The sequence below is a fragment of the Agreia bicolorata genome (assembly GCF_000938265.1).
In the GTDB taxonomy this organism is placed as follows: domain Bacteria; phylum Actinomycetota; class Actinomycetes; order Actinomycetales; family Microbacteriaceae; genus Agreia; species Agreia bicolorata.
Genome location: NZ_JYFC01000010.1, coordinates 17,982 through 40,660 on the forward strand (window position 1 = coordinate 17,982; position 22,679 = coordinate 40,660).

Annotated in this window: 22 protein-coding genes; 10 read left to right on the forward strand and 12 right to left on the reverse strand. The window is 66.3% G+C overall.

Annotated elements, in window-relative coordinates; genetic code table 11:
* Positions 1-2: 2 nt before the first annotated feature.
* The 7 genes from TZ00_RS17420 to TZ00_RS17450 form a co-directional block, all read right to left on the reverse strand.
* Entirely contained in the window at positions 3-1,502 is a 1,500-nt protein-coding gene (locus TZ00_RS17420; protein WP_044443678.1) for a SulP family inorganic anion transporter, read from the reverse strand.
* A 103-nt stretch (positions 1,503-1,605) separates the two neighbouring features.
* Positions 1,606-2,571: a sugar kinase gene (locus TZ00_RS17425; protein WP_044443679.1), complete on the reverse strand. Its 966-nt coding sequence runs from the start codon at positions 2,569-2,571 to the stop codon at positions 1,606-1,608.
* Positions 2,571-3,194: a bifunctional 4-hydroxy-2-oxoglutarate aldolase/2-dehydro-3-deoxy-phosphogluconate aldolase gene (locus TZ00_RS17430; protein WP_044443764.1), complete on the reverse strand. Its 624-nt coding sequence runs from the start codon at positions 3,192-3,194 to the stop codon at positions 2,571-2,573. Before TZ00_RS17430 ends, TZ00_RS17425 begins: the two co-directional genes overlap by 1 nt.
* Positions 3,184-4,425 carry a D-mannonate dehydratase ManD gene (gene manD / locus TZ00_RS17435; protein ID WP_044443681.1) on the reverse strand — a complete coding sequence of 414 codons (1,242 nt, stop codon included), beginning with the start codon at positions 4,423-4,425 and terminating at the stop codon, positions 3,184-3,186. The genes TZ00_RS17430 and manD overlap by 11 nt, the downstream gene beginning before the upstream one ends.
* Positions 4,426-4,468: 43 nt before the next feature.
* A complete protein-coding gene (locus TZ00_RS17440) occupies positions 4,469-5,860 on the reverse strand; it encodes an MFS transporter (RefSeq protein WP_044443683.1) in 1,392 nt (463 codons plus the stop codon).
* A 73-nt stretch (positions 5,861-5,933) separates the two neighbouring features.
* Complete coding sequence (locus TZ00_RS17445) at positions 5,934-6,938, reverse strand: L-idonate 5-dehydrogenase (RefSeq protein WP_044443685.1); 1,005 nt, start codon at positions 6,936-6,938, stop codon at positions 5,934-5,936.
* On the reverse strand, positions 6,935-8,449 hold the full coding sequence (locus TZ00_RS17450; RefSeq protein WP_044443687.1) for a mannitol dehydrogenase family protein: 1,515 nt from the start codon (positions 8,447-8,449) through the stop codon (positions 6,935-6,937). The genes TZ00_RS17445 and TZ00_RS17450 overlap by 4 nt, the downstream gene beginning before the upstream one ends.
* Positions 8,450-8,603: 154 nt before the next feature.
* On the opposite strand from TZ00_RS17450, the gene TZ00_RS17455 reads away from it, so the two are divergent.
* Together TZ00_RS17455 and TZ00_RS17460 are read left to right on the forward strand one after the other, a co-directional pair.
* Positions 8,604-9,572: a LacI family DNA-binding transcriptional regulator gene (locus tag TZ00_RS17455; RefSeq protein ID WP_044443689.1), complete on the forward strand. Its 969-nt coding sequence runs from the start codon at positions 8,604-8,606 to the stop codon at positions 9,570-9,572.
* 13 nt (positions 9,573-9,585) lie between these two features.
* Positions 9,586-11,223, forward strand: a complete 1,638-nt coding sequence (locus TZ00_RS17460; protein WP_044443691.1) for a RecQ family ATP-dependent DNA helicase — start codon at positions 9,586-9,588, stop codon at positions 11,221-11,223.
* Positions 11,224-11,247: 24 nt separating this feature from the next.
* Here the strand turns inward: TZ00_RS17460 and TZ00_RS17465 are convergent, their stop codons facing one another.
* Complete coding sequence (locus TZ00_RS17465; protein WP_052521682.1) at positions 11,248-11,904, reverse strand: TetR/AcrR family transcriptional regulator; 657 nt, start codon at positions 11,902-11,904, stop codon at positions 11,248-11,250.
* Between the two features lie 163 nt (positions 11,905-12,067).
* Here TZ00_RS17465 and TZ00_RS20515 point away from each other — a divergent pair, with 163 nt between their 5' ends.
* Complete coding sequence (locus TZ00_RS20515) at positions 12,068-12,193, forward strand: hypothetical protein (protein ID WP_274519284.1); 126 nt, start codon at positions 12,068-12,070, stop codon at positions 12,191-12,193.
* Positions 12,194-12,213: 20 nt separating this feature from the next.
* Here the strand turns inward: TZ00_RS20515 and TZ00_RS17470 are convergent, their stop codons facing one another.
* Positions 12,214-13,290, reverse strand: a complete 1,077-nt coding sequence (locus TZ00_RS17470) for a Gfo/Idh/MocA family protein (protein WP_238579747.1) — start codon at positions 13,288-13,290, stop codon at positions 12,214-12,216.
* A 105-nt stretch (positions 13,291-13,395) separates the two neighbouring features.
* Between TZ00_RS17470 and TZ00_RS17475 the strand changes: the two genes are divergently transcribed.
* The 3 genes from TZ00_RS17475 to TZ00_RS17485 all read left to right on the forward strand — a co-directional run bounded on the left by TZ00_RS17475 (position 13,396) and on the right by TZ00_RS17485 (position 16,709).
* Positions 13,396-14,016, forward strand: a complete 621-nt coding sequence (locus TZ00_RS17475) for an RBBP9/YdeN family alpha/beta hydrolase (protein WP_044443692.1) — start codon at positions 13,396-13,398, stop codon at positions 14,014-14,016.
* Between the two features lie 232 nt (positions 14,017-14,248).
* Positions 14,249-15,232 carry a hypothetical protein gene (locus TZ00_RS17480; protein WP_152631253.1) on the forward strand — a complete coding sequence of 328 codons (984 nt, stop codon included), beginning with the start codon at positions 14,249-14,251 and terminating at the stop codon, positions 15,230-15,232.
* 109 nt (positions 15,233-15,341) lie between these two features.
* Positions 15,342-16,709: a chaplin family protein gene (locus tag TZ00_RS17485; RefSeq protein WP_044443695.1), complete on the forward strand. Its 1,368-nt coding sequence runs from the start codon at positions 15,342-15,344 to the stop codon at positions 16,707-16,709.
* Between the two features lie 105 nt (positions 16,710-16,814).
* On the opposite strand, the gene TZ00_RS17490 is transcribed toward TZ00_RS17485, so the two are convergent.
* The 3 genes from TZ00_RS17490 to TZ00_RS17500 are packed head-to-tail and all read right to left on the reverse strand — an operon-like array spanning position 16,815 to position 18,449.
* A complete protein-coding gene (locus TZ00_RS17490) occupies positions 16,815-17,300 on the reverse strand; it encodes an SRPBCC family protein (protein WP_044443697.1) in 486 nt (161 codons plus the stop codon).
* Between the two features lie 11 nt (positions 17,301-17,311).
* Positions 17,312-17,728, reverse strand: coding sequence for a ribosomal maturation YjgA family protein (locus TZ00_RS17495; RefSeq protein WP_044443699.1), 417 nt, complete (start codon positions 17,726-17,728; stop codon positions 17,312-17,314).
* A 46-nt stretch (positions 17,729-17,774) separates the two neighbouring features.
* Positions 17,775-18,449 carry a nucleoside/nucleotide kinase family protein gene (locus TZ00_RS17500; RefSeq protein WP_238579748.1) on the reverse strand — a complete coding sequence of 225 codons (675 nt, stop codon included), beginning with the start codon at positions 18,447-18,449 and terminating at the stop codon, positions 17,775-17,777.
* A gap of 99 nt (positions 18,450-18,548) precedes the next feature.
* Between TZ00_RS17500 and TZ00_RS17505 the strand changes: the two genes are divergently transcribed.
* The 4 genes from TZ00_RS17505 (at position 18,549) to TZ00_RS17520 (ending at position 22,631) form a co-directional block, all read left to right on the forward strand.
* Positions 18,549-19,196 (forward strand): dienelactone hydrolase family protein, encoded by a 648-nt coding sequence (locus tag TZ00_RS17505; protein ID WP_044443701.1) that lies wholly within the window; start codon positions 18,549-18,551, stop codon positions 19,194-19,196.
* Between the two features lie 25 nt (positions 19,197-19,221).
* Complete coding sequence (locus TZ00_RS17510) at positions 19,222-20,802, forward strand: response regulator transcription factor (protein ID WP_152631255.1); 1,581 nt, start codon at positions 19,222-19,224, stop codon at positions 20,800-20,802.
* Positions 20,803-20,877: 75 nt separating this feature from the next.
* Positions 20,878-21,780, forward strand: coding sequence for an ABC transporter ATP-binding protein (locus tag TZ00_RS17515; protein ID WP_044443705.1), 903 nt, complete (start codon positions 20,878-20,880; stop codon positions 21,778-21,780).
* Complete coding sequence (locus tag TZ00_RS17520; RefSeq protein WP_052521683.1) at positions 21,777-22,631, forward strand: ABC transporter permease; 855 nt, start codon at positions 21,777-21,779, stop codon at positions 22,629-22,631. Before TZ00_RS17515 ends, TZ00_RS17520 begins: the two co-directional genes overlap by 4 nt.
* Positions 22,632-22,679 lie beyond the last annotated feature (48 nt).

The following is a 22,679-nucleotide window of genomic DNA, read 5'->3' on the forward strand; positions in this document are numbered from 1 at the left end:
GTCTACGAGCCGAGACGGCCCGACAGGCGCGTGTGGAGCGCGCGGCTGCGGCCATCCAGCCCCTCGAAGGTGACGGTCACACCGTGCTGGCGGTACTTGTTCTCGACAGAGTCGAGTGCTGCCACGGTCGACGCATCCCAGATCTGGGCCGCGCCGAAGTCGACCACGACCGTCGACGGATCGGTCGCATACGAGAATCGCTCGACCAGGTCGTTGCTGCTTCCGAAGAAGAGCGGCCCGTGCACGGCGTAGCGCGCAGACTCGCCGTCGCCCGAGACGACCCGGTCGACCCGGATGACGTGGGCCACCCTGCGCGCGAACAGCACCATCGCGAGCACCACGCCCACGAGCACGCCGAGCGCGAGGTTGCCTGTGGCGACGACGACCACGACCGTGATGACCATCACGAGCGTCTCCGGCACGGGCATCCGGCGCAGTGTCGCGGGGCGCAGGCTGTGCCAGTCGACGGTGGTGATGGCCACGATCATCATGACCGCCGCGAGCGCCACCATCGGGATCTGCGCCATGAGGTCGCTGAGCAGGGTCACGAGGGCGAGAAGAACGAGACCGGCGACGAAGGTCGAAATGCGGGTTCGAGCGCGACCCATCTTGACGTTCACCACGGTCTGGCCGATCATGGCGCATCCGGCGATGCCACCGTAGAAGCCGGCGAGAATGTTGGCGACGCCGAGCGCCCAGGACTCGCGGCTCTTGTGTGAGCGGGTCTCGGTGATGTCGTCGACGAGCTTCGCGGTGAGGAGAGTCTCCATCAGACCGACAAACGCGACGCTGAGCGCGGTGGGCCAGATGAGCTGCAGCGTCTCGAGGTTCAGCGGGGCGAGGAACGGCGTGATCCCGGGCAGCGCGCCGCCGATGTCGCCCTCATCGCCGACGTTCGGAACACTCAGGTGCGCGATCATCACGATCGCGGTGACCACGACGATGGCGACCAGGGGCGCGGGCACCGCCGTCGTGAAGCGCGGCAGGATCAGGATGATCGCGACCGTGAGCGCGAACAGCGGGTACACGAGCCAGGGCACGCCGAGCAGGTGCGGCACCTGGGCAACGAAGATCAGGATGCCGAGGGCGTTGACGAATCCGATCATCACCGAACGGGGGATGAACCGCATCAGCCGGGCGAGGCCGAGTGCGCCGAACACGATCTGCACGATGCCGGCGAGGATGATCGCCGGCAGCAGGTACTCGACGCCGTGGTCCTTGACCAGGGGCGCGACCACGAGCGCGACCGAACCGGCCGCGGCGGTGACCATAGCTGGTCGCCCGCCGAGGATCGACATGGTGATGGCCAGAACGATGGATGCGACGAGGCTCACCTTGGGATCGACACCGGCGATCACCGAGAACGAGATGACCTCGGGAATCAGCGCCAGCGTCGTGACGATTCCGGCGAGCACCTCACGGCTCAGGAGCCTCGGCGAGCGGAGCGCCTGGAGTGTCGTCACTTCGAGCTGAGGGGCGGTAGATCCGGGGAGCGCTGGCACCGGAACAGCCTACGCAACCGCGGGCGCACTGAGGGGCGGAGAGTGGTCGCTACGATCGGCGATGAAGCGGCCATACCCCGCACCTCAGCGCGCGACCCTGCGGCTAGCGCTGCACCGGGTCGACGCTGGGGCTGTGAAACGCCAGCAGATCGGAGCGTGTAGGTGCCGCCTCCCAGTCTCCGTCGCCCGTGCAGGCGAGCGCGCCGCACGCGATCGCCGTATCGATGCGATGCTCGATGCTCGACCCCCGAGCGGTCTCCGCAAGCCACCCGGCGACGAACGCGTCGCCAGCGCCCACAGTGTCGACGACGTCCACGCGCAAAGCGTCCCGGCGCACCCGCTCGTCGCGCTCGGATGCGATCGCGCCGCGATCCCCCAGCTTGATCACCGCGCATGTGCTGCCCATGGCGCGGATCGCGTCGAGTTGCGCTTCCGGATCGGTGACGCCCGTGAACAGCGCCGCCTCATCGTCGCCCGCGAAGACGATGTCGGCGCGGGCCGCGAGCTCTCGATACGCGGCGCCCGGGTCGCGCCCATCGCGCCAGAGGGCGCTGCGGTGGTTCACGTCGAACGAGACGAGAACCCCCGCAGCATGCGCCCGATCGATCGCGGCATGCACGGCGCCGAGAGGGCCCTCGCCGAGACCCGCTGAGATTCCCGTGACATGCAGGATGCGCGCGCGCTCGACGAGACCTTCGGCAAGGTCGGCGGCCGCGAGTCGGCTGCCGGCCTGCACAGACCGGTAGTACGAGACACGGGATGCGCCGGCACGCGGCCGCTCCTTGAGCATCATCGCGGTAGCGGCGTTCTCGTCGATCGCCGCGTGAACCTCGACGCCTTCGGCGCGAATCTCCCTGAGAATGAGCTCGCCGATGCCATCCGCCCCGACGCGGCCTGCCCATCCAGCAGCGCCGCCGAGCCGTGCCACGCCGATCGCAACGTTGCTCTCGGCGCCGCCGAAACCGAGCCGCAGCGCGCGCACATGAGCGAGCTTGCCGGGGCTCTCCGGAACGAGAAGCCCGAGCGACTCGCCGATGCAGAGCACGTCAAGCTGCTGGAGTTCGCTCATCAGACGAGCTCCACCGAGGCGGCCGCCCGCGCCGCGGCCGCAACGGCGTCGACCCCGTCAGAGGCTGTCGCCGTGATCCAACTACCGCTGGCGGCGAAGACGGCCGGATGCGCCAGGTGCTCAGCCAGATTGTCCTGCCGTATCCCTCCCGAGGGCATAAAGCGCACCTCGCGATAGACATCTGCATATGCCGACAGCAGTTTCAACCCGCCGAAATTTCCGGCAGGAAAGAGCTTCACATGGCTCAGGCCCATGCCCATGGCCGCCTGCACCTCGGTCGGCGTGAGCACGCCGGGCACGATCGGCACCCCGGCGTCGCTCACGAAACGCACGACATCGGCGTCGAGTCCCGGAGTCACGATGAAGCCCGCGCCGGCGTCGAGAGCGTCGCGGGCCTGGTCGACCGACAGCACCGTTCCAGCCCCGACCAGCAGATCTCCGCGCTCGGCAAGGCGTCGCACGGCGCCTAGACCATGGATGCCGCGGAGCGCCACCTCGACGACCGGCAGGCCGCCGGCGGTGAGCCCCTCGCCGATGATGTCGACGTGCGCCGGATCGGCGATGGATGCCAGCGGCACGACGTGGTGGTCGGCCAGCGCCCCCAGCCCGCTCTCACCAGTCATGAACGGTTCCATCCGTCAGACGATTCACGGGCAGGTACGCCTTCGTGTAGTCGAATGCCGCTGCGGCCTCCTCGTCGAGCTCGACGCCCAGTCCGGGCTGCTCGCCCGGGTGCAGGAATCCGTCATCGAAGGTGAAGGAGGTGCGGAACACCTCGAGGGTCTGAGCGTTGTGCGGCATGTACTCCTGGATGCCGAAGTTGTTGATGGCGAGGTCCAGGTGCAGGGCCGCCGCCATGCCGATGGGCGAGATATCGGTCGGGCCGTGGATTCCGGACTTGATCCCGTAGATCGCCGCGAAGTCGAGCAGCTTCTTCATGGCCGTGATTCCGCCGGTGTGGGTCACCGCCGAGCGCACGTAGTCGATCAGACGCTCGGTGATCAGCGTCTGATAGTCGTAGACGGTGTTGAAGACCTCGCCGATCGCCAGCGGGGTCGTCGAGTGCTGACGCACAAGCCGCAGTGCCGTCTGGTCCTCGCCGGGAGTGCAGTCCTCGAGCCAGAAGAGCTTGTACGGCTCGATGTCCTTGGCGAATCTCGCCGCCTCGATGGGCGACATGCGGTGATGGCCGTCGTGCAGAATCCGCAGCTCCGAGCCGAAGTCCTCCCTGATCTTGCCGAAGACAGACGGCATGTGCGCAAGGTACGCGTGTGTGTCCCACATCTCTTCAGACGGGGCCGTCGCCGCGGACCCGTCGGCGGCGCGCTTCGCGGGCTCATAGTCGTAGCGCACACCAGGGCCCGCCGCCGAGACTCCGTAGACCTGGCCGAGCCCGGGCACCCCGGTCTGCACGCGCACGGCCGTGAAGCCCAGTTCCTTGTAGCCGGTGATCGCGTTGGCGAGCGCCGAGTAGTCAGTGCCGGATGCGTGCGCGTAAGCGCGGATCCGGCTTCGGCTTGCGCCGCCGAGCAGCTGGTACAGCGGCACGCCGGCTCTCTTCGCCTTGATGTCCCACAGCGCCATGTCGACCGCTGCGATGGCAGCCATCGTCACCGGCCCGCGACGCCAGTACGGCCCGCGATAAAGGTACTGCCAGGTGTCTTCGATGCGTTCCTCGTCGCGCCCGATCAGGGTGGATGCGACGTGATCGCCGAGGTACGACGCGACGGCGAGTTCGCGACCGTTGAGCGTCGCATCCCCCCAGCCGACGATGCCGTCGCTCGTCGTGATCTTCAGGGTCACGAAATTTCTGCCTGGGCTGGTAATCAGCACATCAGCTCGTTCGATGCTCATCTGCTCGGTCCTTTCGTGGATGCGCGGGGCGAGGTCGGGTGGGTCAGATCGCGTCGCGCGGATCGGTCAGGTCGCGGCCGGCGACCTCGGGCATCCAGAGAGATGCGAAAAGGGCGCACAGCGTGAAGATGCCGAGCATGATGATGATCGGAATGAACGATCCTGTGACTGCCGATACCCACGCCGCAGCGATGACAGGGCCGGCACCCGTCGCAATGATCGCGGCGATCTCTCGCGCCATGGCCGTGTAGGTGTAGCGGTTCCTCGACCCGAACAGTTCAGGAAGAGTGAGGTTCTCGAGCGAGGCGAAGGTCATCACGGCGAGGTTGTGCAGCACGACATAGCCGACGAAGACCTGCCACGTCTCCTTGCTGCTGATCATGAGGATCGTGGGCACGATGACGATCAGGGCGATGACCGCCCACACGGTGTACATACGCTTGCGGCCGAAGCGGTCTCCCAGCCAGCCCGACAGCGGCACCGTGATGAAGGCGACCAGCGACGACACGATGACGGCGTTGACGCCGATGGAGCGATCCAGCAGCAGGACAACCGTGATGTAGCTGATCAGGTAGGTCTGGATGAGCCCGGAGTTGCCGGCCTGGCCGAAGCGAAGCATCAGAGCAATGGCGAATGCCTTGATCGGCTTGCGCTCCATGGCCTCCAGCGCTCGCATGTTGCCGGTCTCGGTCGCGAGCTCGATCGTCTCCTTCTTCGACAGCGCCTTGCCGTCGACGACATCGTCGCGCTCTTCGAAGACCGGGCTCTCCTTGAGGTTGAACCGCACCCAGATGGCGAAGAGCATGATCACGGCACTGCCGAGGAACGGGATGCGCCACGCCCATTCGATGACCTCCTGCTCGCTGTAGGCCACGAGCAGAATCGCCCAGATGCCGGATGCCAACAGCGTGCCGCAGTTGGTTCCCAGCGCAACGAGCGAAGCGATGATGCCGCGCCGCTTGGCGGGAGCGTATTCGGCGAGCATCACGCCGGCGCCAGAGATCTCCGCACCCGCTCCGAAGCCCTGCAGAATGCGCAGCACGACGAGCAGGATCGGCGCGAGGATGCCTACCTGGCCGTACGTGGGCAGCACGCCGATGAGAGTGGTCGACAACCCCATAAGAAGGATCGTGTAGAAGAGAACCTTTGTGCGGCCCGTCTTATCTCCCAAGCGGGCGAAGAAGAATGCACCCACCGGGCGAGCGACGTAGCCGACGCCATAGGTGGCCATGGCCGCGACCACAGCGATGGCGGGGTTCTCGTTCGAGAAGAAGAGATCGGCGAACACGAGTGCGGCCGCCAGCGAATACAGCTGGTAGTCCATGAACTCGAGCGCGGTGCCGAGCCAGCCCGAGATGGCGGCTCTGACGAGATCGCCTACCGATCTCTTCGAGGTGGGGTCGGCCGCAGTGGCCGTGGCGGGTGTGTGAGACATGGGTGGTACTCCTTCGGACCAGAGTGAGAAACGTGAGGATGACGAGTGTTAGGCAGGGAGAGAAGAGGACTTCTCAGAACTCGAGGAGCACCTTCGACGACAGCGACGAGTCGCGGGCGAGGGCGAATGCCTCGACCGAGTTCTGAGCGGATACGACGTGGGTGACGACGGCGTCGAGACGATCGCTCTCGGCGAGAAGCGCGACAGCGTCGTCGATCTCGCTCGAGAATCGGAATGCGCCTCGCAGCGTGAGTTCCTTCGCCAGCATGGGCGCCAGATTGACGGCGATCTCGGCGTTCGGAAGCATGCCGACCTGCACGATCGTGCCCGCCCGACGCGTCGCACGAACCGCCTGCGTCAGTGCCACCGGCGCCCCCGAGCATTCGAAGACGACATCGTAGGTCTCGTCTGCGATGGAGTCGCGACCGACGAGCAGCAGCTCATCGGCGCCCAAGGAGCTCGCACGCTGCAGTGCTTCGTTCCTCACGTCGCTCGCGCTGACCGTCTGTGCCCCGGCGCGCACAGCGGCGGCGAGCACGAGCAGACCGATCGGACCCGCCCCGATGACGAGTACGCGACCGCCCGCGACTCCGTCGGCGAGGCTCACGGCGTGCAGGGCGACCGCGAGTGGCTCGGCCAAGGCGGCGCGTTGGAGCGGAAGCCCATCCGGCAGCACCCGCACCATGCCTTCATCGACGATGAGGTACTCGGCCGCACCGCCCTGACGATGCGGCGTCGCCGCGGCACTGCCCAGGTAGTCGCCGCCGGGGCGGAGGTGGGGTCGGCTCTCGAGGCCGGCGACCTCGGCTCCGTACCGGGCCGGGTGCACAACCACCGGCGTTCCCTGCGCAAGCCGCCCGGACGGGTCGACGTCGACGACGGCCGACAGCTCGTGTCCCGGCGTCAGAGGCTCACGAATCGTGTACTCGCCATTGGCGCCGTGAAAGTAGTAGTGGAGGTCGGACCCGCAGATTCCCACGTACTTGACCCGCAGGCGAACCTGGCCCTGTGCGGGTTCAGGCTTGTCGACGTCCTCCCAGCGAATGTCTTCGGCAGCGTGGATGGCCAGCTTCTTCATCGATGGGCCTCTCTCGTGATGGTCGAACTCTTCTGGGTTGCGGCAGTGCAGTCGCCGATGGCGGCGTCGACGCCGTGTCGCACGATGGTGTCGATGAGTTCGCCGACCCGTGCAACGAAGACGGGCTTCTCCGCCAGTTCCTGCCCGAACAGCTTCAGGTCGGAGATCACCCGGCTGGCAATCTCGACGCCATTCCTGGCCGAAGCCGCGATGCCGGCGAGTTTCTCGCGGGCCGGATCGATCATGGCGCGCGCGTGGGGTCCGGGATCGAAGCCTGATATGGGAGCGATGCATGACAGATAGGCCGCCACGGTGAGGGCGATCATATGCGGCACTTCTCCGCGATCGAGGCTCAGAAGGGCGGGGCCAGGGATTCGCTGGCCCAGCTTGACCGAGCCATCGGTACCCACCTGGGCGGTGCGATGGCCGAGGGCGCTGTTCGCCCAGCGATCGAAGAGCTGGCTCTCGTACTGCCGAAGGTCTATGCCCGTTGGGGCCTCGACGAAGGGCTCGAACTCTCGACGAAGGATCAGCCGGGCCGACTCCTCGATGTTCGGCATCTCGATCGACTCGGCGATCAATGAGGCTCCGCGCAGAGCGCCGAGATAGGCGATCAGAGAATGCGTGCCGTTGAGGAGGCGAACTTTCATCTGCTCGTAGCGGCCGACCTCATCGGTGAAGACTGCCCCGCCTGCTTCCCAGGAAGGTCGCCCTGCGGCGAAACGATCCTCGATCGCCCACATGGAGAAGGGCTCGGCCGGAACCGGAACCTCGTCCCAGAGGCCCTGCTGAGCCGCCGTCGCTTCGCGAAGCTGGGCCGTCGTGGCCGGAACGATGCGATCGACCATGCTCGAAGGAAAGGCCACCGCCTGATCGAGGTAGGCGAGGGCCTCGTCGCCTTCGGTGCCGGGCAGGGCACTGAGGAACTCGCGCACGAGTCGCTCCGTGTGCGCGCCGTTCTCGCTCAGATTGTCGCAACTCAAAATCGTCAGCGGTGCGCCGGAACGGCCGGCGCGCAGCTGCACGCCCCGCGCAAGCTGGCCGATGGGAGTCTGCGGGTGACTGCCGCTGAGATCCGCGACGATCCCGGCATCTGCCAGATCGAGATGGCCCGTCACCGGCGAATAGCTGTAGCCGTTCTCGGTGACGGTGAGAGTCACGACCCGGATGGCGGGATCGGCGAGTGACTCGGCAACCCGTGCCGGTTCTTCGGCAGCGACGAAGACGTCGGTGTGAGCACCGGGGACCCTCAGAGCCGTGCCCCTCGGGGAGATTTCGGCGACCGTATAGAGGAGATCCTGGGCGCGCATGGCGTCGACGACGGATCGCGATCGAGAGGCGACGCCGACAATGCCCCAGTCGTCGTCGCCGGTGCGCAGCGCTGCCGCCGTGTAGACCGCCTGATGCGCTCGGTGAAAACTGCCGAGGCCGAGGTGGAGCACACCGGCGGACCGGGGAGATGCGATGCGCTGCGTGTTCGCGGCGCCCAGTCTGGGCAGCGCGCTACTCATGGAACACTCCCCGGGGGTGGAGCGCCGTGGAACCGAGATCCGCATCGATCGACATGGACACAATCATGAAGGTGTTGTACAACCTTGTCAAGTTTTTTCATTCGAATGTCATGCATCATGATTGACTGAGCACCCAGTCGACAAAGGAAGAAACGTGACAGCCACCCTGACAGACGTCGCACGTCTAGCGGGAGTATCCCTCGCGACCGCATCGCGCGCTTTCGGAGAGCCTGATCGCCTCGCAGCCGCGACACGCGAACGAGTGCTGCGGGCTGCCGCAGAACTGGGCTACACGGCCAGCAGCGTCGGGTCAGGAGAGAAGACCTTCGGCGTGATCGTGCCGGATGTGTCGAGTCCGGTGTACGCGAAGCTCCTGAAGGGCATCCATGCCCAGGCTTGGGAGGGACGCCATCGACCGGTGCTGTTCGATACAGACGAAGATCTCCACCGCGAACGCGAGCAGATCGTCTTGGCGCGAAAACTCAACGGCATTCTCCTGTGCTCGCCACGGCTGCCAGACGACGAAATACGCCGGCTTGTGGGCACCACCCCGACGGTTGTCGTCAACCGCATCATCGATGGATTGCCCGGCGTGGTCGTCGACACATCGAACGGGCCACGGCAGGCAGTCGAACACCTCGTAGCTCTCGGTCACCGCCACATCGCCTACGCATCTGGGCCCCGACTTTCCTGGGCGGATTCCCGACGCCACGACGCCATCGCCGCCGCCTGCACTGCGATGGACGTGAGGTTCACTCCCCTCAACCACCAGAGCGCGTCGATCCAGGGCGGCCTGGCGGCCGCAGCCACCGTCGTCGCAAGCGGCGCGACGGCGGTCATCGCGTACAACGACCTCGTAGCCCTGGGCATCGATTCGGGCATGGCCCAGCTCGACAAGCACTGCCCCGACGACATCAGCATCATCGGCATGGACGACATCGAGCTGGCGTCGGTCCGCCAGCCGGGCCTCACCACCGTCAGACTCGCCATCGACCGTTGCGGATCGCTCGGAGTAGAGGTCTTGCTCAAGACGATGGCAGGCGAAGACACTCCGGCCGTTGCCACCCTCGATTCCCAACTCATCGTGCGCGGCTCGACCGCTCCGCCACGAACCGGCGACTGACCAGATCATCGCCGTGACGACCGATACCGAGATCGCCACCGTAGCCCGGGATGCCTTCGGCTGGGCCCGTCTGCGTGAAGGCCAGATCGAGGCGGTGCGGGCTCCGATATTCGGTCGGGACGTGCTCGCGGTGATGCCCACGGGCTACGGAAAATCGGCCGTCTACCAGCTCGCCGGCACGTTGCTCGGCGGAGTCACGGTCGTGGTCTCGCCACTCATCGCTCTGCAAGACGATCAGGTGCGCTCGCTTCGTGAGGTGCACGGGCGCACCGCGGTCGCCATCAATTCGTCACTCTCCGACCGGGAGACCGAATCGGCATGGATGGAGGTCGGGGGCGGCGAGCAGTGCTTCGTCTTTCTCTCGCCCGAGCAACTCGCCAAACCGTCCGTGGTCTCCCGCCTCGCGGCGCTCGGTGTCAGCCTGTTCACCGTCGATGAGGCGCACTGCGTGTCGTCGTGGGGGCACGATTTCCGCCCCGACTACCTGGCGCTCGGCGAGATCATCGAGCAGCTCGGGCATCCGCCGGTCGTCGCTCTGACCGCCACCGGATCGGGCCCCGTGCGCACAGACATCGTCGAGCGCCTCGGGCTGCGCGACCCTCTCGTTCTCGCCCGGGGCTTCGACCGGCCCAACATCAGGCTCGAGGTCGAACGTCACGAGAGCGAAGACGGCAAACGTCGCGCCGTCATGCGGCAGGTCATGGATGCGACAGGTCCCGGCCTCGTGTACGTCGCGACCCGCGCCGACGCAGAACGATACGCCGACGCGTTGCAGGCCCAAGGCATCCGGGCCGATGCGTATCACGCGGGGCTGCCCGACGCGCATCGGGAGGACGTGCACAACCGCTTCACCGACGGCACGCTCGATGTCGTGGTCGCGACGAGTGCCTTCGGCATGGGCATCGACAAACCCGATGTGCGTTTCGTGGTGCACGAGGCGGTCACCGACTCCATAGACAGCTACTACCAAGAGGTTGGACGAGCGGGCCGGGATGGGATGGGCTCGCTGGCCACGCTGCACTACCGGGCTGAAGACCTCGGCCTGCGCACGTTCTTCGCATCAGGGGTGCCGTCGAAGGAATCGATCGCTCGCCTCTATGCAGCAGTCAAGAAGTCACCGTCGATCTCGCTCGCCGACCTGGCGAACCGACTCGACCTGTCTGCACGCACGTGCCGCGGTCTGGTCAATCTGCTCGAGGAGGCCGAGCTGCTCACCTCGACCACAGCCGGACTCAGCGCCGTCGGTCGCCGCTCCCCCGCCACAGCAGCGCGCATCGCGGTGCAGCAGGCCGAGGCACAGCACCGCGTCGAGAAGTCTCGGGTGCAGATGGTTCGCGGCTACGCGGAGACTCTCGAATGCCGCCGCATCTTTCTGCTGGGCTACTTCGGCGAAGACCTGCCGAGCCCCTGCGGCAACTGCGACACCTGCAGCGATGGAATCGCCTATGAGGAGTTCACCCGCGAGCACCGCGACGATGCGCCGGCAACCTTCGCCATCGACGCCCGCGTGAAGCACACGAAGTGGGGCGCAGGCGTCGTGATGCGCGTCGAAGACGACCGCATCACCGTGTTCTTCGACGACGAAGGCTACAAGGTGCTCTCAGTCGAGGCAGTACAGCAGAATCGACTGCTCACCCTGTTGCCCGCTTGACCTGAGGGAGCAGCCAGACGCCGCTCAGTTGGTGACGTAACTCTGGGTGCGCTCGAGAAAATCCTCTAGGTACCCGATGGCCAGACGCGTGCACTCGTCGATGAAGAACTGATCGCCCCTTGGATCGGTCTCGAAGGCCTTTGCCGTAAGAGTGTCGACGATCTCGATCACCACCTCGACATGCTTCAGCAGATCAGGCCGCTTGCGCGATACCTCGAATCGCTCGAAGAACAGTTCTCCGAGTTGATGGGCGAGCACCGTGCGATTGCTGTCGGTGTTGTCGATGAGGTTGCGGTCGATGGCATCGCCCAGCCGCAGCCAGCGGAACCCCGGCTCGGTCTTGTACAGCTCGCAATATGCCAGAATGACTCGACCGAGCAGCTCTTGCCACTCGGCGTCTCTGCTCTCGAGAGCATCGTGCGATGCCTGCATCAGGCGCGTGAGGTTGCGCGTGGCGAGCGCGGCCGCGATCGCGGTCATTCCGTCGAAGTAGCGATAGATTCCCGGGCCGGACATGCCTACCCGCTTGGCGATGAGCGTCGGCGAAACATTGCCGTACCCCACCTCGTCTATCAGGGCGGCGGTGGCGTCGAGGATCGATTCGATTCGCTGGGCACTGCGATCCTGACGCGGGCTGCGTCGCAGGGCGGCACGCGCGATATCGACGGTTTCATGAGACATAGGGCACAACACTACATAGTTTTCCTGACCCTCAAAGTGGGGTGTTCACAGCGAGCATTCAGCCGGCCGCCTTCACCGAGCGGCAGCGCGCCACCGATACCCCTCCGAGACCGGATGCGCCACCCCCGTCAACGTGTCGGCCGCCACCCGTAGCGTGGGGGATATGTCAGACATCCAGAACAACGACGCGTCCGTCGAACCGGCAACGCCGTCGATCACACAGAACGATTCGTCCCCCATTAATGAACCCGAAGACCCTGAAGAAAAGGCCACCGGCCGCGGCCAGTAGGCAACCAGCGACGCCGCCCGCTATGCGCCCGTGATCTCGTACGAGCCGGCGGCGGTGTGGATCTGCTCGATGATCTCGAGCGACCGCAGCGACTCGCGGGGGTCGACGGGCATCGGCCCGCCATGCAGCAGCGATTCGGCGAGCAGCTCGTAGAAAGTGGCGTACTTTCCCGCCTGGGTGGGCAGGGCGAGCACGTCGCCGTCGACGCCGAGCAGCCCCCAACGCTCTTCGCCGTAGACACCGAACCCGTCGTCGGTGGGCAGTGCACCGTCGCGCAGTTGAGTCTCCTGCGGATCAAGCCCCCAGCTCGTGTAGGCAGAGGTCGAACCCAGCACGTGGAATCGGGGACCCACCTGCGCAGCCATGCCGTTCATCCAGAGCTGGGTGTGCACGCCGGATGAATGCCTGAGGAGAACGGTGGTGTCGTCGTCGGCGACGCCGCCCTCGCGCCGGGTGATCACTTCGGCGTGAATCTCCTCGACATCTCCGAAGAGCTGCAGCGCCTGATCGAGAAGGTGCACGCCGAGGTCGTAGAGGATTCCGCCGCCCTCCGACGCTGTGGCCTCCGCCTTCCACGACTTCGCCTGCACAGGCTTCCACCACTCGAAGCGCGACTCGAAGCGTCGAACCTCGCCGAGCTGGCCGGCGTCGAGCAGCGAGGCCAGAGTCAGGAAGTCGCCATCCCACCGGCGGTTCTGAAAGACGGTGAACGGCAGGCCGAGCCGCTCTGCCTTCTCGATGAGAGCCAGGCCCTCGGCGCTGGTGACGGCGAACGGCTTGTCGACCACAACGGCGACCCCGGCATCCAATGCTCTGTCGGCCAGAGCGGCATGGGTGCCCGACGGCGAACCGATCACCACGAGATCGAGCTGCCCTCGCGTCGCGCGCTCGAACAGCTCGTCGACGGTGTCGACGATGACGGCGGCCGGATGCAGGTGCGCGGCCTCGGCTGCACGCTCGGCATTCGACGTGACGATAACCGACACCTCGAAGTCGGGATTCGTGGCGAGGAACGGCGCATGAAACACCCGCCCGGAGAGGCCGAAGCCGATGATTCCGGCGCGGATGGGACGGGAGAAGGGCATGGCGGAGGGCATGATCCGAGGCTATCGGCACCAGCTGGCGGCAATCGATAGAAAACCGGCAGTAACACTCGTCAGTCTCGCTGTACACCGGCGATCCACGCCGCAAGAATCGGCAGCATGACCGAGTCACGCACCGCCTTTCTTATTCTGCACGGATGGCAGAACGAGCGACCGCCCGAGCATTGGCAGCACCGCACGGCTCTCGCTCTGCGCGAGCGGGGCTGCCTTGTCGAGTACCCACAGCTGCCATCGCCGCACGCGCCGCACGTCGACGAGTGGTCGGCCTCGGTTCGGGATGCCCTGGGCCGGCTCCACGACAGCGGGCGCGTCGACGACGTGATCGTCATCGCCCACAGCCTGTCGACTCTGCTGTGGCTGGGCGCGAGACCGGACTCGGCACTCGCCGTGTCACGCGTCCTCCTCGTGGCGCCGCCGTCCGTTCAAGTGGTCGAGGGCTTCGACGAGATCGCGGCGTTCGGCTCCCTGCCTCTCGCAATCTCTCCGCTCGACATCGGGCGCATCACTCTTGTCGCCAGCGACGACGACCCGTTCAACCCAGACGGCGCCCTGGCGGAGTTCGGTGTGCCCCTCGGCATTCCGACGACGATCCTGCCGGGTCAAGGTCACTTCACGATCGACTCCGGATATGGCGAGTGGCCGTCGCTGCTCGACTGGTGTGCAGACCCGGGCGCGAGCATCCGGAGCGGCGCTACCCCGACCGCGCGACGAGGGCGTTGAGCACACATTCCGGTGACATTAACTCGTGAGCCGACTTATGTAGCCGACATCTTGCACGTGCGCCAAAACATGCGGATCGAAGCGCTCACCCAACCTCGATCCGGTGCCACACGGGCGACGTGAACGCACCGATTCGTCGTGAAATCTTCCCCACCCGAAATATTTGACCCCCTTTACCGGGCGCCTACGACGTGCCTACATTGGGGGCACTCAGCCGTTGGGGGTGATTGATGTGGATGCCATCGAAGAGCACCGACCCGTCAATCGACTGCGGCTTCTTCTGCTCGGCGGGCTCGTCGGCGCGGGCTTCGTCGTCGGCGGCATCTTGTTGTCAGCCGCTCCCGCCCACGCTGATGGGGGCCTCCTCGACGGCGTTGGAGACGTCGTCTCCGGGGTGACTCAGCCCATGAGCCAGATCGTCGACTCGGCCGTTCAGCCCGTCGTACCGGTTGTCGAGACCGTCACCTCGATTGTTCCGGAACCGGTCGCCGAGGTCGCTCAACCCGTGGTTCAGCCGGTCGTAGAAGACATCGTGGTGCCCGTCGTCGAGGCGGTGCCCGAAGCTCCGGTGTCGGAGATCGTTCAGCCTGTCACCGACCTCGTCGACCCCGTCGTTGCAGCGGTTCCGGTGATCGGCGATGTTCTGGGATCCGCAGCGGGCGTCACGTCTCCTGTCACGACCGTTGTCGACAACGCTGTGGAGAGCGTCACAAGCACTGTCGTGACAGCCGCACCGACGCTCCCCGGAGCATCCGAGCCAATCGGCCCGGGCATCGACCCTTCCGTTCCCGGCCTCGATCTTCCCGGCTCTACTGTCGTTCCCGACTCCACCGTCGTGGGCGCTGGCGCGAACGACATCAGTTCGGTGCCTGTCGACGGCACAATCGCTCCACACTTCCGCGGCCCCGCCGCATCCGATCGCACCATTGGTCTCCCCACCCCGGGGCAGGCCGGTTCCGTCAGCTCTTCAACGCCTTCGCCCCCGGGTTCTCCTGCTCCTAACGGGCCGTCGGAGGGTTCTCCTGTGGTCTTGCCCACTCCGTCTGGAAGTGGCGGCCAGGGAACGGGCGGCGGAGCCGGTTCCGGCGTGCCCGCGGCACTCGAATCCATTTCCGGCTCGCTCTTCGCGCAGGCCGCTCTCACCGTGCGCGCTCTCGCATCCGACGACACGCTTCCCGCTTCACCGACGTTCGACCTCGGTTCGACTCCTGACTGACTGAGTTCGCACCTGCCCGATCTCTGGGGCAGACACCGCGAACCATCTCCCCCGCCACCCGCGCGGCTGGAGCTCATCAGTCTCACCCATCTTTTGGAGTTGAATCATCATGAAGAAAATTGTTCTGAGAGGGCTGTACTTCACCCTCTTCGTCGGTGGCCTCTCGTGCCTCGGCGTAGCTGCAGCGAACGCTGCAGACACCACATCAGGCGACGATGGCCTGCTCTCGGGAACCCAGGCCGCAATCGGCCTCGAGGTTCCGGTCGACCTGTCGGGCAACTCGATCAGCATCCTCGGGGATGCCACATCGACTGCTCCCGAGGTGGCCCCCGCGGCTCCCGCCGCTGAGCCGGCAGCACCGGCCGCTGAACCCGCGGACGGGGCGACGACATCCGGCGACGACGGGATCGCATCCGGCACCCAGGCCATCGTGGATGTCGCCATCCCGATCGATGTGTCGGGTAACGCGATCAGCGTGGTCGGCGACTCGGAGCAGTCCGGTGCAACCGAGGCCGCTCCCGCGCCCGAGGCCGAATCGGCACCCGCCACCACCGTCGGAACGGATTCGCTGCTCGGCGGAACGCAGGGTCTTGTGAACATCGAAGTTCCGATCACGGTCGGCGGCAACGCCATCACTGTCGTCGGCGACTCGAGCAGCACAGACAGCACGAGTGGCGCGAGCACCGCGGGTGGGGCGTCCGACGCTCCCGCCGGCACCGGCTCGTCCACCTCGGGTGACGACGGAATCCTCGGCGGAACCCAGGTCGTTCCCGTCGTCGGCGTACCGGTCACAGTGGGCGGCAACGCCATCACGCTGATCGGCGACTCGGAGTCCACCGGATCCTCGACAACCGGCGGAACCACCGGCGACACCGGAACCGGCACGACCGGCACCGGCGCATCCACCTCGGGTGACGACGGAATCCTCGGCGGAACCCAGGTCGTTCCCGTCGTCGGCGTACCGGTCACAGTGGGCGGCAACGCCATCACACTGATCGGCGACCCGACCACCACGGGATCGGACCTCACCGGGGGCAGCACCGGCGGCTCGTCTGAGAACACCACCGGCGGCGACGGAAGCATCGGAGGCGGAACGCAGATCATTCCGGTGATCAACCTGCCGATCGACCTGGGCGGCAACGCGATCACGGTGATTGGCGACCCGACGGTCGTTGACCCCACCGGACCGACGACGCCGACCGACCCCACGGACCCGACGGATCCCACGGACCCGACGGACCCGACCGACCCGACGACTCCAACCGACCCGGGCACGCCGACCACCACCACCGCGGTGGCCGCAGGTAGCGTCACCGCAGCGGGTTACTCGGCCTCGGCATACACCGGCGGAAGCAACGCATCGGGCCTCGCCCTCACCGGCGTTTCCGCTGCACCGCTCGCGGGAGCAATCGCGCTTCTGCTGCTGGCCGGCCTCGCCTTGACGATCGTGTCGCGCAGGAAGAGCGCTCGCGTCTAGCAGCCAAGAGTCCGCTAGGCCCGAACCGGGCGTCGCCTCCCCAGGTGACGCCCGGCTCGGGCGCGCTCATGTCTGAGTACGCGCGGCGAGGCAGCCGTTACTCATTCAGGAGGAGAGCGCAACCGCGGCCAGCACGACTGGATCTTCGCACCCCCGCGCGAAACCGCGGATGCGACGGTCGATGTCTCGCTGAAGGACAACGGCGCCGATGCGTTCCGCGAGAGGGGCGAGCCACTTCGGCTGACACGTGAAGTTGTAGCGCCAAACGGCCAGCGTGCGGCCGGGAGCTCCGTCGACGGGAGTGAAACGCCATCCGCCGCCGAGCTTTTCGAAGAACCACGACCCCTTGGTCATCTTCATGCCCACGTTAGACGGAGGCTTATATGAGACGTACTCGCTCTCCATGCGAAAGCCGAAACGCTGCACGGTGTAGGTGTGCACGCCCTTCGCCGGCGCGGTGGCCCCACGCAGAAAGTACTGCTTTCTGATGAACGGGTCCCAGCGCTTGCGGATCTCACCCGTCGTCTGCGAGATGGCGAAAGCAGTCTCGACATCGACCGGAACGACACAGCGGGACTCAACGACGGGCATGCCTCATCCTGTCATGCACGAGAACGCGCAGACCGACTCGACCGTGTTTCGACCACGCCGAGCACGGCGCGATCCGCCAGCCAGATCGCGAGCGCGCCGATCGCGTATGAGACGAGATCTGTGGCCGAGAACGATGTTCCCAGTACGAGCCGCGCCGGGGGAAACGCGTCTCCCCACTGCTCGGGAAGCCCGGAGAGTTGGAGCACCTCGATGACCGCGCTGAATGCGAATGCGGCGACCGCGAGCATCCAGAGCCCTGCCCGCACGAAGATCAGACGAAGGATCAGGTAGACGAGAACCGTGTACAACGAGTCTGCGGCGAATGCCGCCACCGGGCCCTCGACGGCGTGCGCATCCAGCCCTATCGCGACGACAAGGCAGGCGGCGAGGGCAAGGGCGACGCGGTGCCTCCACGGTGTCGAGTACATGGCTCGACCGTACCCGTTCCCCGAGTGCCCGACGGGCCGCGGCGGTTCACACGAGTTCGGGGCCGGGCACCCACTCCGTCAGATCCAGGATGCGATCGGCTGCACCCTCGCGCGTCTCGATGAGCCGCGCATTCGGCTCGTCGACGGTCCGCACCCACTCGCGCGCCGCATCCGGAGTCTTGCCGAATGCCTCGTGCCGTGCGATCAGCCTTTGCTGCCGGAGAGCCGACTCTGTGACAACGTGCCACGAGGTGTCGAGCTGTCGACGCACCGCGCTCCAGGCCTCGCCGGGGAGCAGCAGGTAGTTGCCCTCCGTCACGATGATGTCGTCGCGCGGCTCGATGGCGCTGACCCCTGCGAGCGGCTGCTCGAGACGGCGATCGAAGTCGGGCGCGTAGATCGTGTGCTGAGGCCGAACACGCAGGGTTTCGAGGAGGCGCGCGTAGCCGAAGGCGTCGAACGTCTCGGGGGCGCCTTTGCGCTCGAGGAGGCCCTGGCGCGCAAGCTGCTCGTCGGCAAGATGAAAGCCGTCCATCGGCAGATACGCCGCTCCCGGGCCGATCGCCCGCACGAGCGCTCGTGCCAGCGTCGACTTGCCCGAGCCGGGCGATCCGGAGATTCCCACGATCACGCGTCCGCTCGTTCCTCGGGGAAGCTCTCGGATCAGTGCGGTCAGCTGAGCATCGACGGAGGACAAAACGAGGGGAGCGGGTCTGGTCACCCTGACTACGGTACGCAATCCCCGCCCGGACAGGCCTGGCTGACGGCACGCACAGACTCGCTCGCTAGACTTCAAAAGAGAATAAAGAGAGGATTCCTCGTGAAAGAGCTCGTCGACATCCCCTCCCCGGGGTGGCCTCTCGTCTTCGGAACGGAGGGACTGCCTGCGGTAGTGCTGGTGCACGATGACTATGGGCGCCTGCCATACCTGGAGGCCTACGCCACCGCCCTGTCGAAACAGGGATTCTTCGTGATCGTGCCCGACCTCTTCAACGGCGTCGCGGCCGTCGACGCTGAGGGCGTGGAGCTGCTCCGATCACGCCTCGACGAGGGCTTCGCCAGCGCAACGCTGTCTGACGCCATCGCTCTCGGTCGCAGTTCCGGCGCGGCGCGCATCGGCATCATCGGCATGGGAATGGGCGGCCGGCTGGCGCTGCGCAGCGCTCAGGAGGGCGCGGTCGACGCGGTCGTCGCCTACTACGCCGGTCTCGACGACACGGAAGGCGGCATCGTTCCCTGCCCGGTCGCACTGCACTACTCCGAGTTCGACGAATGGGGTTCGGGCCTGGCCGCCGATCTGTTCATCAGCCGCCTCAAGGAGGTCGGCACGCCGGTGACCCGGCACAACTACATCGGCACGTCACGCTATTTTGCGAACGCGACGATCTCGACCGTGCTCGACAAGAACGCCGCTGCGCTCGCCTTCGCTCGGTCGACCTATTTCATGCAGGGTCAACTGCTCGACTGAGCGCGCCAAGAAAGAAGCACACACAGTGACCAAAAGTTTCGGGGGCGTCGAGAACGCCCTCTCGAGTGATGGCATGGTTTCGGGCGGCTACCTGTCGCCCGAGGCTCTGCCGCAAGCCGTTGCCGCGCTGACCGCGGAACAGGGCTGGCGGGCCGGACTCGAGCTTGAAACCGCCCATTGGGATCGCTTCGTCGATACCCACCCGGAAGTCCTCCTCGCCTCGATTTCGTCTCTTCCGGGCGAGGCCTTCGTGTCGATGCCCAGCCTCCTCATCGGCGTCAACTATCTGAAGCACCTCATCGCGGGCGGCGACCCCAGCAGCTTTCATGACTTCGCGCACGACGTGACCGGCAGAACACCTCAAGAAAGAGAGGCCCTCGACCGGCTGATCGGCTCGGCAGGCAGAACCGCGGGGCATCGCACGCAGGGCCAGCTGGCGGAGTCTGTCCGCTCCGCAGCCGAGGCCAGGCGGCTGCTCGACGAGCTGCCACCTCGGCATAAACCCGTGATCGAGATGACGCTGCCTCATCTCCTCTTTCAATGGGGTCGATCGTTCGACCTGGCCGACGCGGGCGGAGCGCGCGAATACGAAGAGTCATGGGAGCTGGCCAATCTGACCTCCCAGCCGCTCATCGCCCGACGCGCGGCAGCATCACTGGCATGGATGCACGCCGACCAGGGGCGACTGGATACGGCCGAGCGCTGGATTGCCCGGGCCATCGGCGTGTCCGTGGAGGGGCAGAGATATGACGCACCGCTGCATCTGGCCCAGGCCCTGGTGTCCGCCGATCGACTCGACTACTCCACAGCTGCGGCTCATCTGCTGCGTCTGACCGACGCTCCCGTGGGCGAGTACTGGGCCGCCGAGATCTGGCTGAGGTCGTGGATCGCCCGTTCGCCCGACGACGCGGCGAAAGTCGTGCGCGCGATCGACGAGCAGCTGCGGGCGAGGCCCGAGGGGCTGCTGACCGGGGGATCGAACGGACGCTATCTCGGCTCGGCGCTGGAGCGCGTGGCCACCCTCCGCGACCGCGGCATGCCTCGCAACTCGGCGACGATGACGCTTACCGCGGCAGACCATCTCGTGCTGGCACATGTCGCCTATCGAGAGGGACGCATGCACGAGGTGCTGCTCGAGGGAGGCCGCGCATTGGAGGCCGACTCCGCACCGCGCCTGCAGGCGATCGGTCTGCTGCTGACGGCCGCGGCGAGACTCAGCCTCGACCGGAACGACGCGGCCGTGATCGCATTCGCCTCTGCGCACGAGGCTATCGAGAGCGAGCGTCTGTACAGCGCCTACACCACGATCTCGCGAGACCAGCTGGTGCAGCTCGCCGATCTTGCCGGGACAGATCTGCCGTCTCAGCTCTCTGGGCTCGACAATGATCCCATCTCCCGCAGCTCCGTGATTCTGGCCCAGCTCAGTCGTCGTGAACGCCAGGTTCTCATCGAGCTCGCCTCGAACCGCTCTCTACCCGAGATCGCCGAAGCTCTGTTCGTGAGCCACAATACGGTCAAGACGACGGCCAGCAGGCTGTACCGCAAGCTCGAAGTGCACTCTCGGAAGGCTGCGGCCGATATCGCGCACCGACTCGGGATCGTCTAGGGGGTGACGGATGTCATGGGTTGATCGTGACAGTCCTCAGACGTACCAGACGGCTCCAGCAACCAGGCTGGAGCCATGACCTTCCCCTCCATCCCAGCCATCGAAGCGGCGGCACTCACGAAGAGCTTCGGTGACGTGCGCGCCGTCACCGGCGTCGACCTCACCGTACAGCCCGGCGAGATCGTCGCGTTCCTCGGGCCGAACGGCGCCGGCAAGACCACAACTATCGACATGATGCTCGGCCTCACCCCTCCCGACAGCGGTGACGTGAAAGTCTTCGGACTCGCCCCGCGCGCCGCCATCTCGCGAGGCCTCGTCTCGGCCGTGCTTCAAACCGGGGGCCTCCTCAAAGACCTCACCGTGCGCGAGACGCTCGACCTGACTGCCAGTCTCTTCGCCGACACCCGGCCGGTGGCCGAGGTGCTGGAGCGAGCCGGCATCGCCGACATCGCCACCCGACGGGTCGGCCTGTGTTCGGGAGGCCAGCAGCAGCGCCTGCGCTTCGCAATGGCACTCCTCTCCGACCCGGGGTTGCTGATTCTCGACGAGCCGACCACGGGCATGGACGTCGAGGGACGACGAGCCTTCTGGAACGCCATCCGTGCCGATGCGGAGCGCGGCCGCACCGTACTCTTCGCCACGCACTATCTCGACGAGGCCGACGAGTATGCCGACCGCATCGTGCTGATGAGCCGGGGCACGATCGTGGCAGACGGCGCGACGGCCCAGATCAAGAACCTCGTCTCCGGGCGCATCGTGCGAGCCACGGTGCCGGATGCCGACCCCGCCGCGCTCGCAGCCCTTCCCTCGGTCGACGACGTGTCTGTGCAAGGCGACCGAATCACCCTGCACACGAGCGACTCGGACGCCCTCGCCCGGCACCTGCTCACCCACACGTCGGCTCGCGACATCGAGATCACGAGCCAGAACCTCGAAAGCGTCTTTCTCGCCCTCACGTCAGAAGGAGTCTCCGCATGACCACCGACGTCACGCCCACCGATACAAACACCGAGCAGGCCGCCCGGGTGTCGATCGGTCGGGTGCAGCTCGACCGCAAGGTTCCCCCGTTCGGTGGCTTCACTCTGACCTACCTGCGCATCGAGCTGGCGCGAAAGCTCCGCAACCGGCGCACGCTCATCTTCACCCTTCTCTTTCCCGTGGTGATGTTCCTCATCATCGGCTATCCGATGCGCGATCTCTCCCTCACCGACACCCCTGTCGCCGCGGGAGGAACCTCGGTCGCCGCCTTCATCATGGTGTCGATGGCGATGTACGGCGCCATGATGTCAGCGACCCAGACCGGCGCATCCGTCGCCGTCGAACGCGCCCAGGGCTGGAGCCGGCAGCTACGCCTCACCCCGCTGAACCCGCTGGTGAACGTGATCATCAAGATGATCGCGGGAATGGTGCTCGGCCTGGTCGCCGTGGTCTCGACCTACCTGGTGGGTGCCATCAGCGGCATCCAACTCTCCGCTGCCCAGTGGATCTCGACGGGCCTCGTGGGATGGCTGCTTGCCAGCGCGGTCTTCACGACGCTCGGGCTCATGGTCGGATACCTTGTGCCGGGTGAGAATGCGGCGCAGGTGACGAGCCTTGCCATCGTGCTGCTCGCCTTCATCGGGGGGCTCTTCTACCCCGTCTCGAGCATGCCCGACTTCATGCAGACGATCGCGGCCTTCACGCCGGTTTATGGCATCAGTGAACTGGCCCGCGCCCCGCTGACCGGTGACGGCTTCGACCTCGCGGCCCTCGCGAACGCCCTCGTCTGGTTCGCGGTGTTCCTTGTGGGCACCGTCGTCTTCTTCCGACGCGACACGAAGCGGGTGTGAGGATGGCGAGGGTCGACGGGCGCGTTGGCCCGTCGTCGCTCGCGGCAC

Bases quoted from the DNA above. Each gene is read 5' to 3' on its own strand.
- TZ00_RS17425 (WP_044443679.1), bottom strand. From the start codon at position 2,571: ATGAGCGAACTCCAGCAGCTTGACGTGCTCTGCATCGGCGAGTCGCTC.
- manD (WP_044443681.1), bottom strand. From the start codon at position 4,425: ATGAGCATCGAACGAGCTGATGTGCTGATTACCAGCCCAGGCAGAAAT.
- TZ00_RS17465 (WP_052521682.1), bottom strand. From the start codon at position 11,904: ATGTCTCATGAAACCGTCGATATCGCGCGTGCCGCCCTGCGACGCAGC.
- TZ00_RS17445 (WP_044443685.1), bottom strand. From the start codon at position 6,938: ATGAAGAAGCTGGCCATCCACGCTGCCGAAGACATTCGCTGGGAGGAC.
- TZ00_RS17490 (WP_044443697.1), bottom strand. From the start codon at position 17,300: ATGCCCGTCGTTGAGTCCCGCTGTGTCGTTCCGGTCGATGTCGAGACT.
- TZ00_RS17450 (WP_044443687.1), bottom strand. From the start codon at position 8,449: ATGAGTAGCGCGCTGCCCAGACTGGGCGCCGCGAACACGCAGCGCATC.
- TZ00_RS17485 (WP_044443695.1), top strand. From the start codon at position 15,342: ATGAAGAAAATTGTTCTGAGAGGGCTGTACTTCACCCTCTTCGTCGGT.
- TZ00_RS17430 (WP_044443764.1), bottom strand. From the start codon at position 3,194: ATGACTGGTGAGAGCGGGCTGGGGGCGCTGGCCGACCACCACGTCGTG.
- TZ00_RS17495 (WP_044443699.1), bottom strand. From the start codon at position 17,728: ATGTACTCGACACCGTGGAGGCACCGCGTCGCCCTTGCCCTCGCCGCC.
- TZ00_RS17470 (WP_238579747.1), bottom strand. From the start codon at position 13,290: ATGCCCTCCGCCATGCCCTTCTCCCGTCCCATCCGCGCCGGAATCATC.
- TZ00_RS17440 (WP_044443683.1), bottom strand. From the start codon at position 5,860: ATGTCTCACACACCCGCCACGGCCACTGCGGCCGACCCCACCTCGAAG.
- TZ00_RS17520 (WP_052521683.1), top strand. From the start codon at position 21,777: ATGACCACCGACGTCACGCCCACCGATACAAACACCGAGCAGGCCGCC.
- TZ00_RS20515 (WP_274519284.1), top strand. From the start codon at position 12,068: ATGTCAGACATCCAGAACAACGACGCGTCCGTCGAACCGGCAACGCCG.
- TZ00_RS17475 (WP_044443692.1), top strand. From the start codon at position 13,396: ATGACCGAGTCACGCACCGCCTTTCTTATTCTGCACGGATGGCAGAAC.
- TZ00_RS17515 (WP_044443705.1), top strand. From the start codon at position 20,878: ATGACCTTCCCCTCCATCCCAGCCATCGAAGCGGCGGCACTCACGAAG.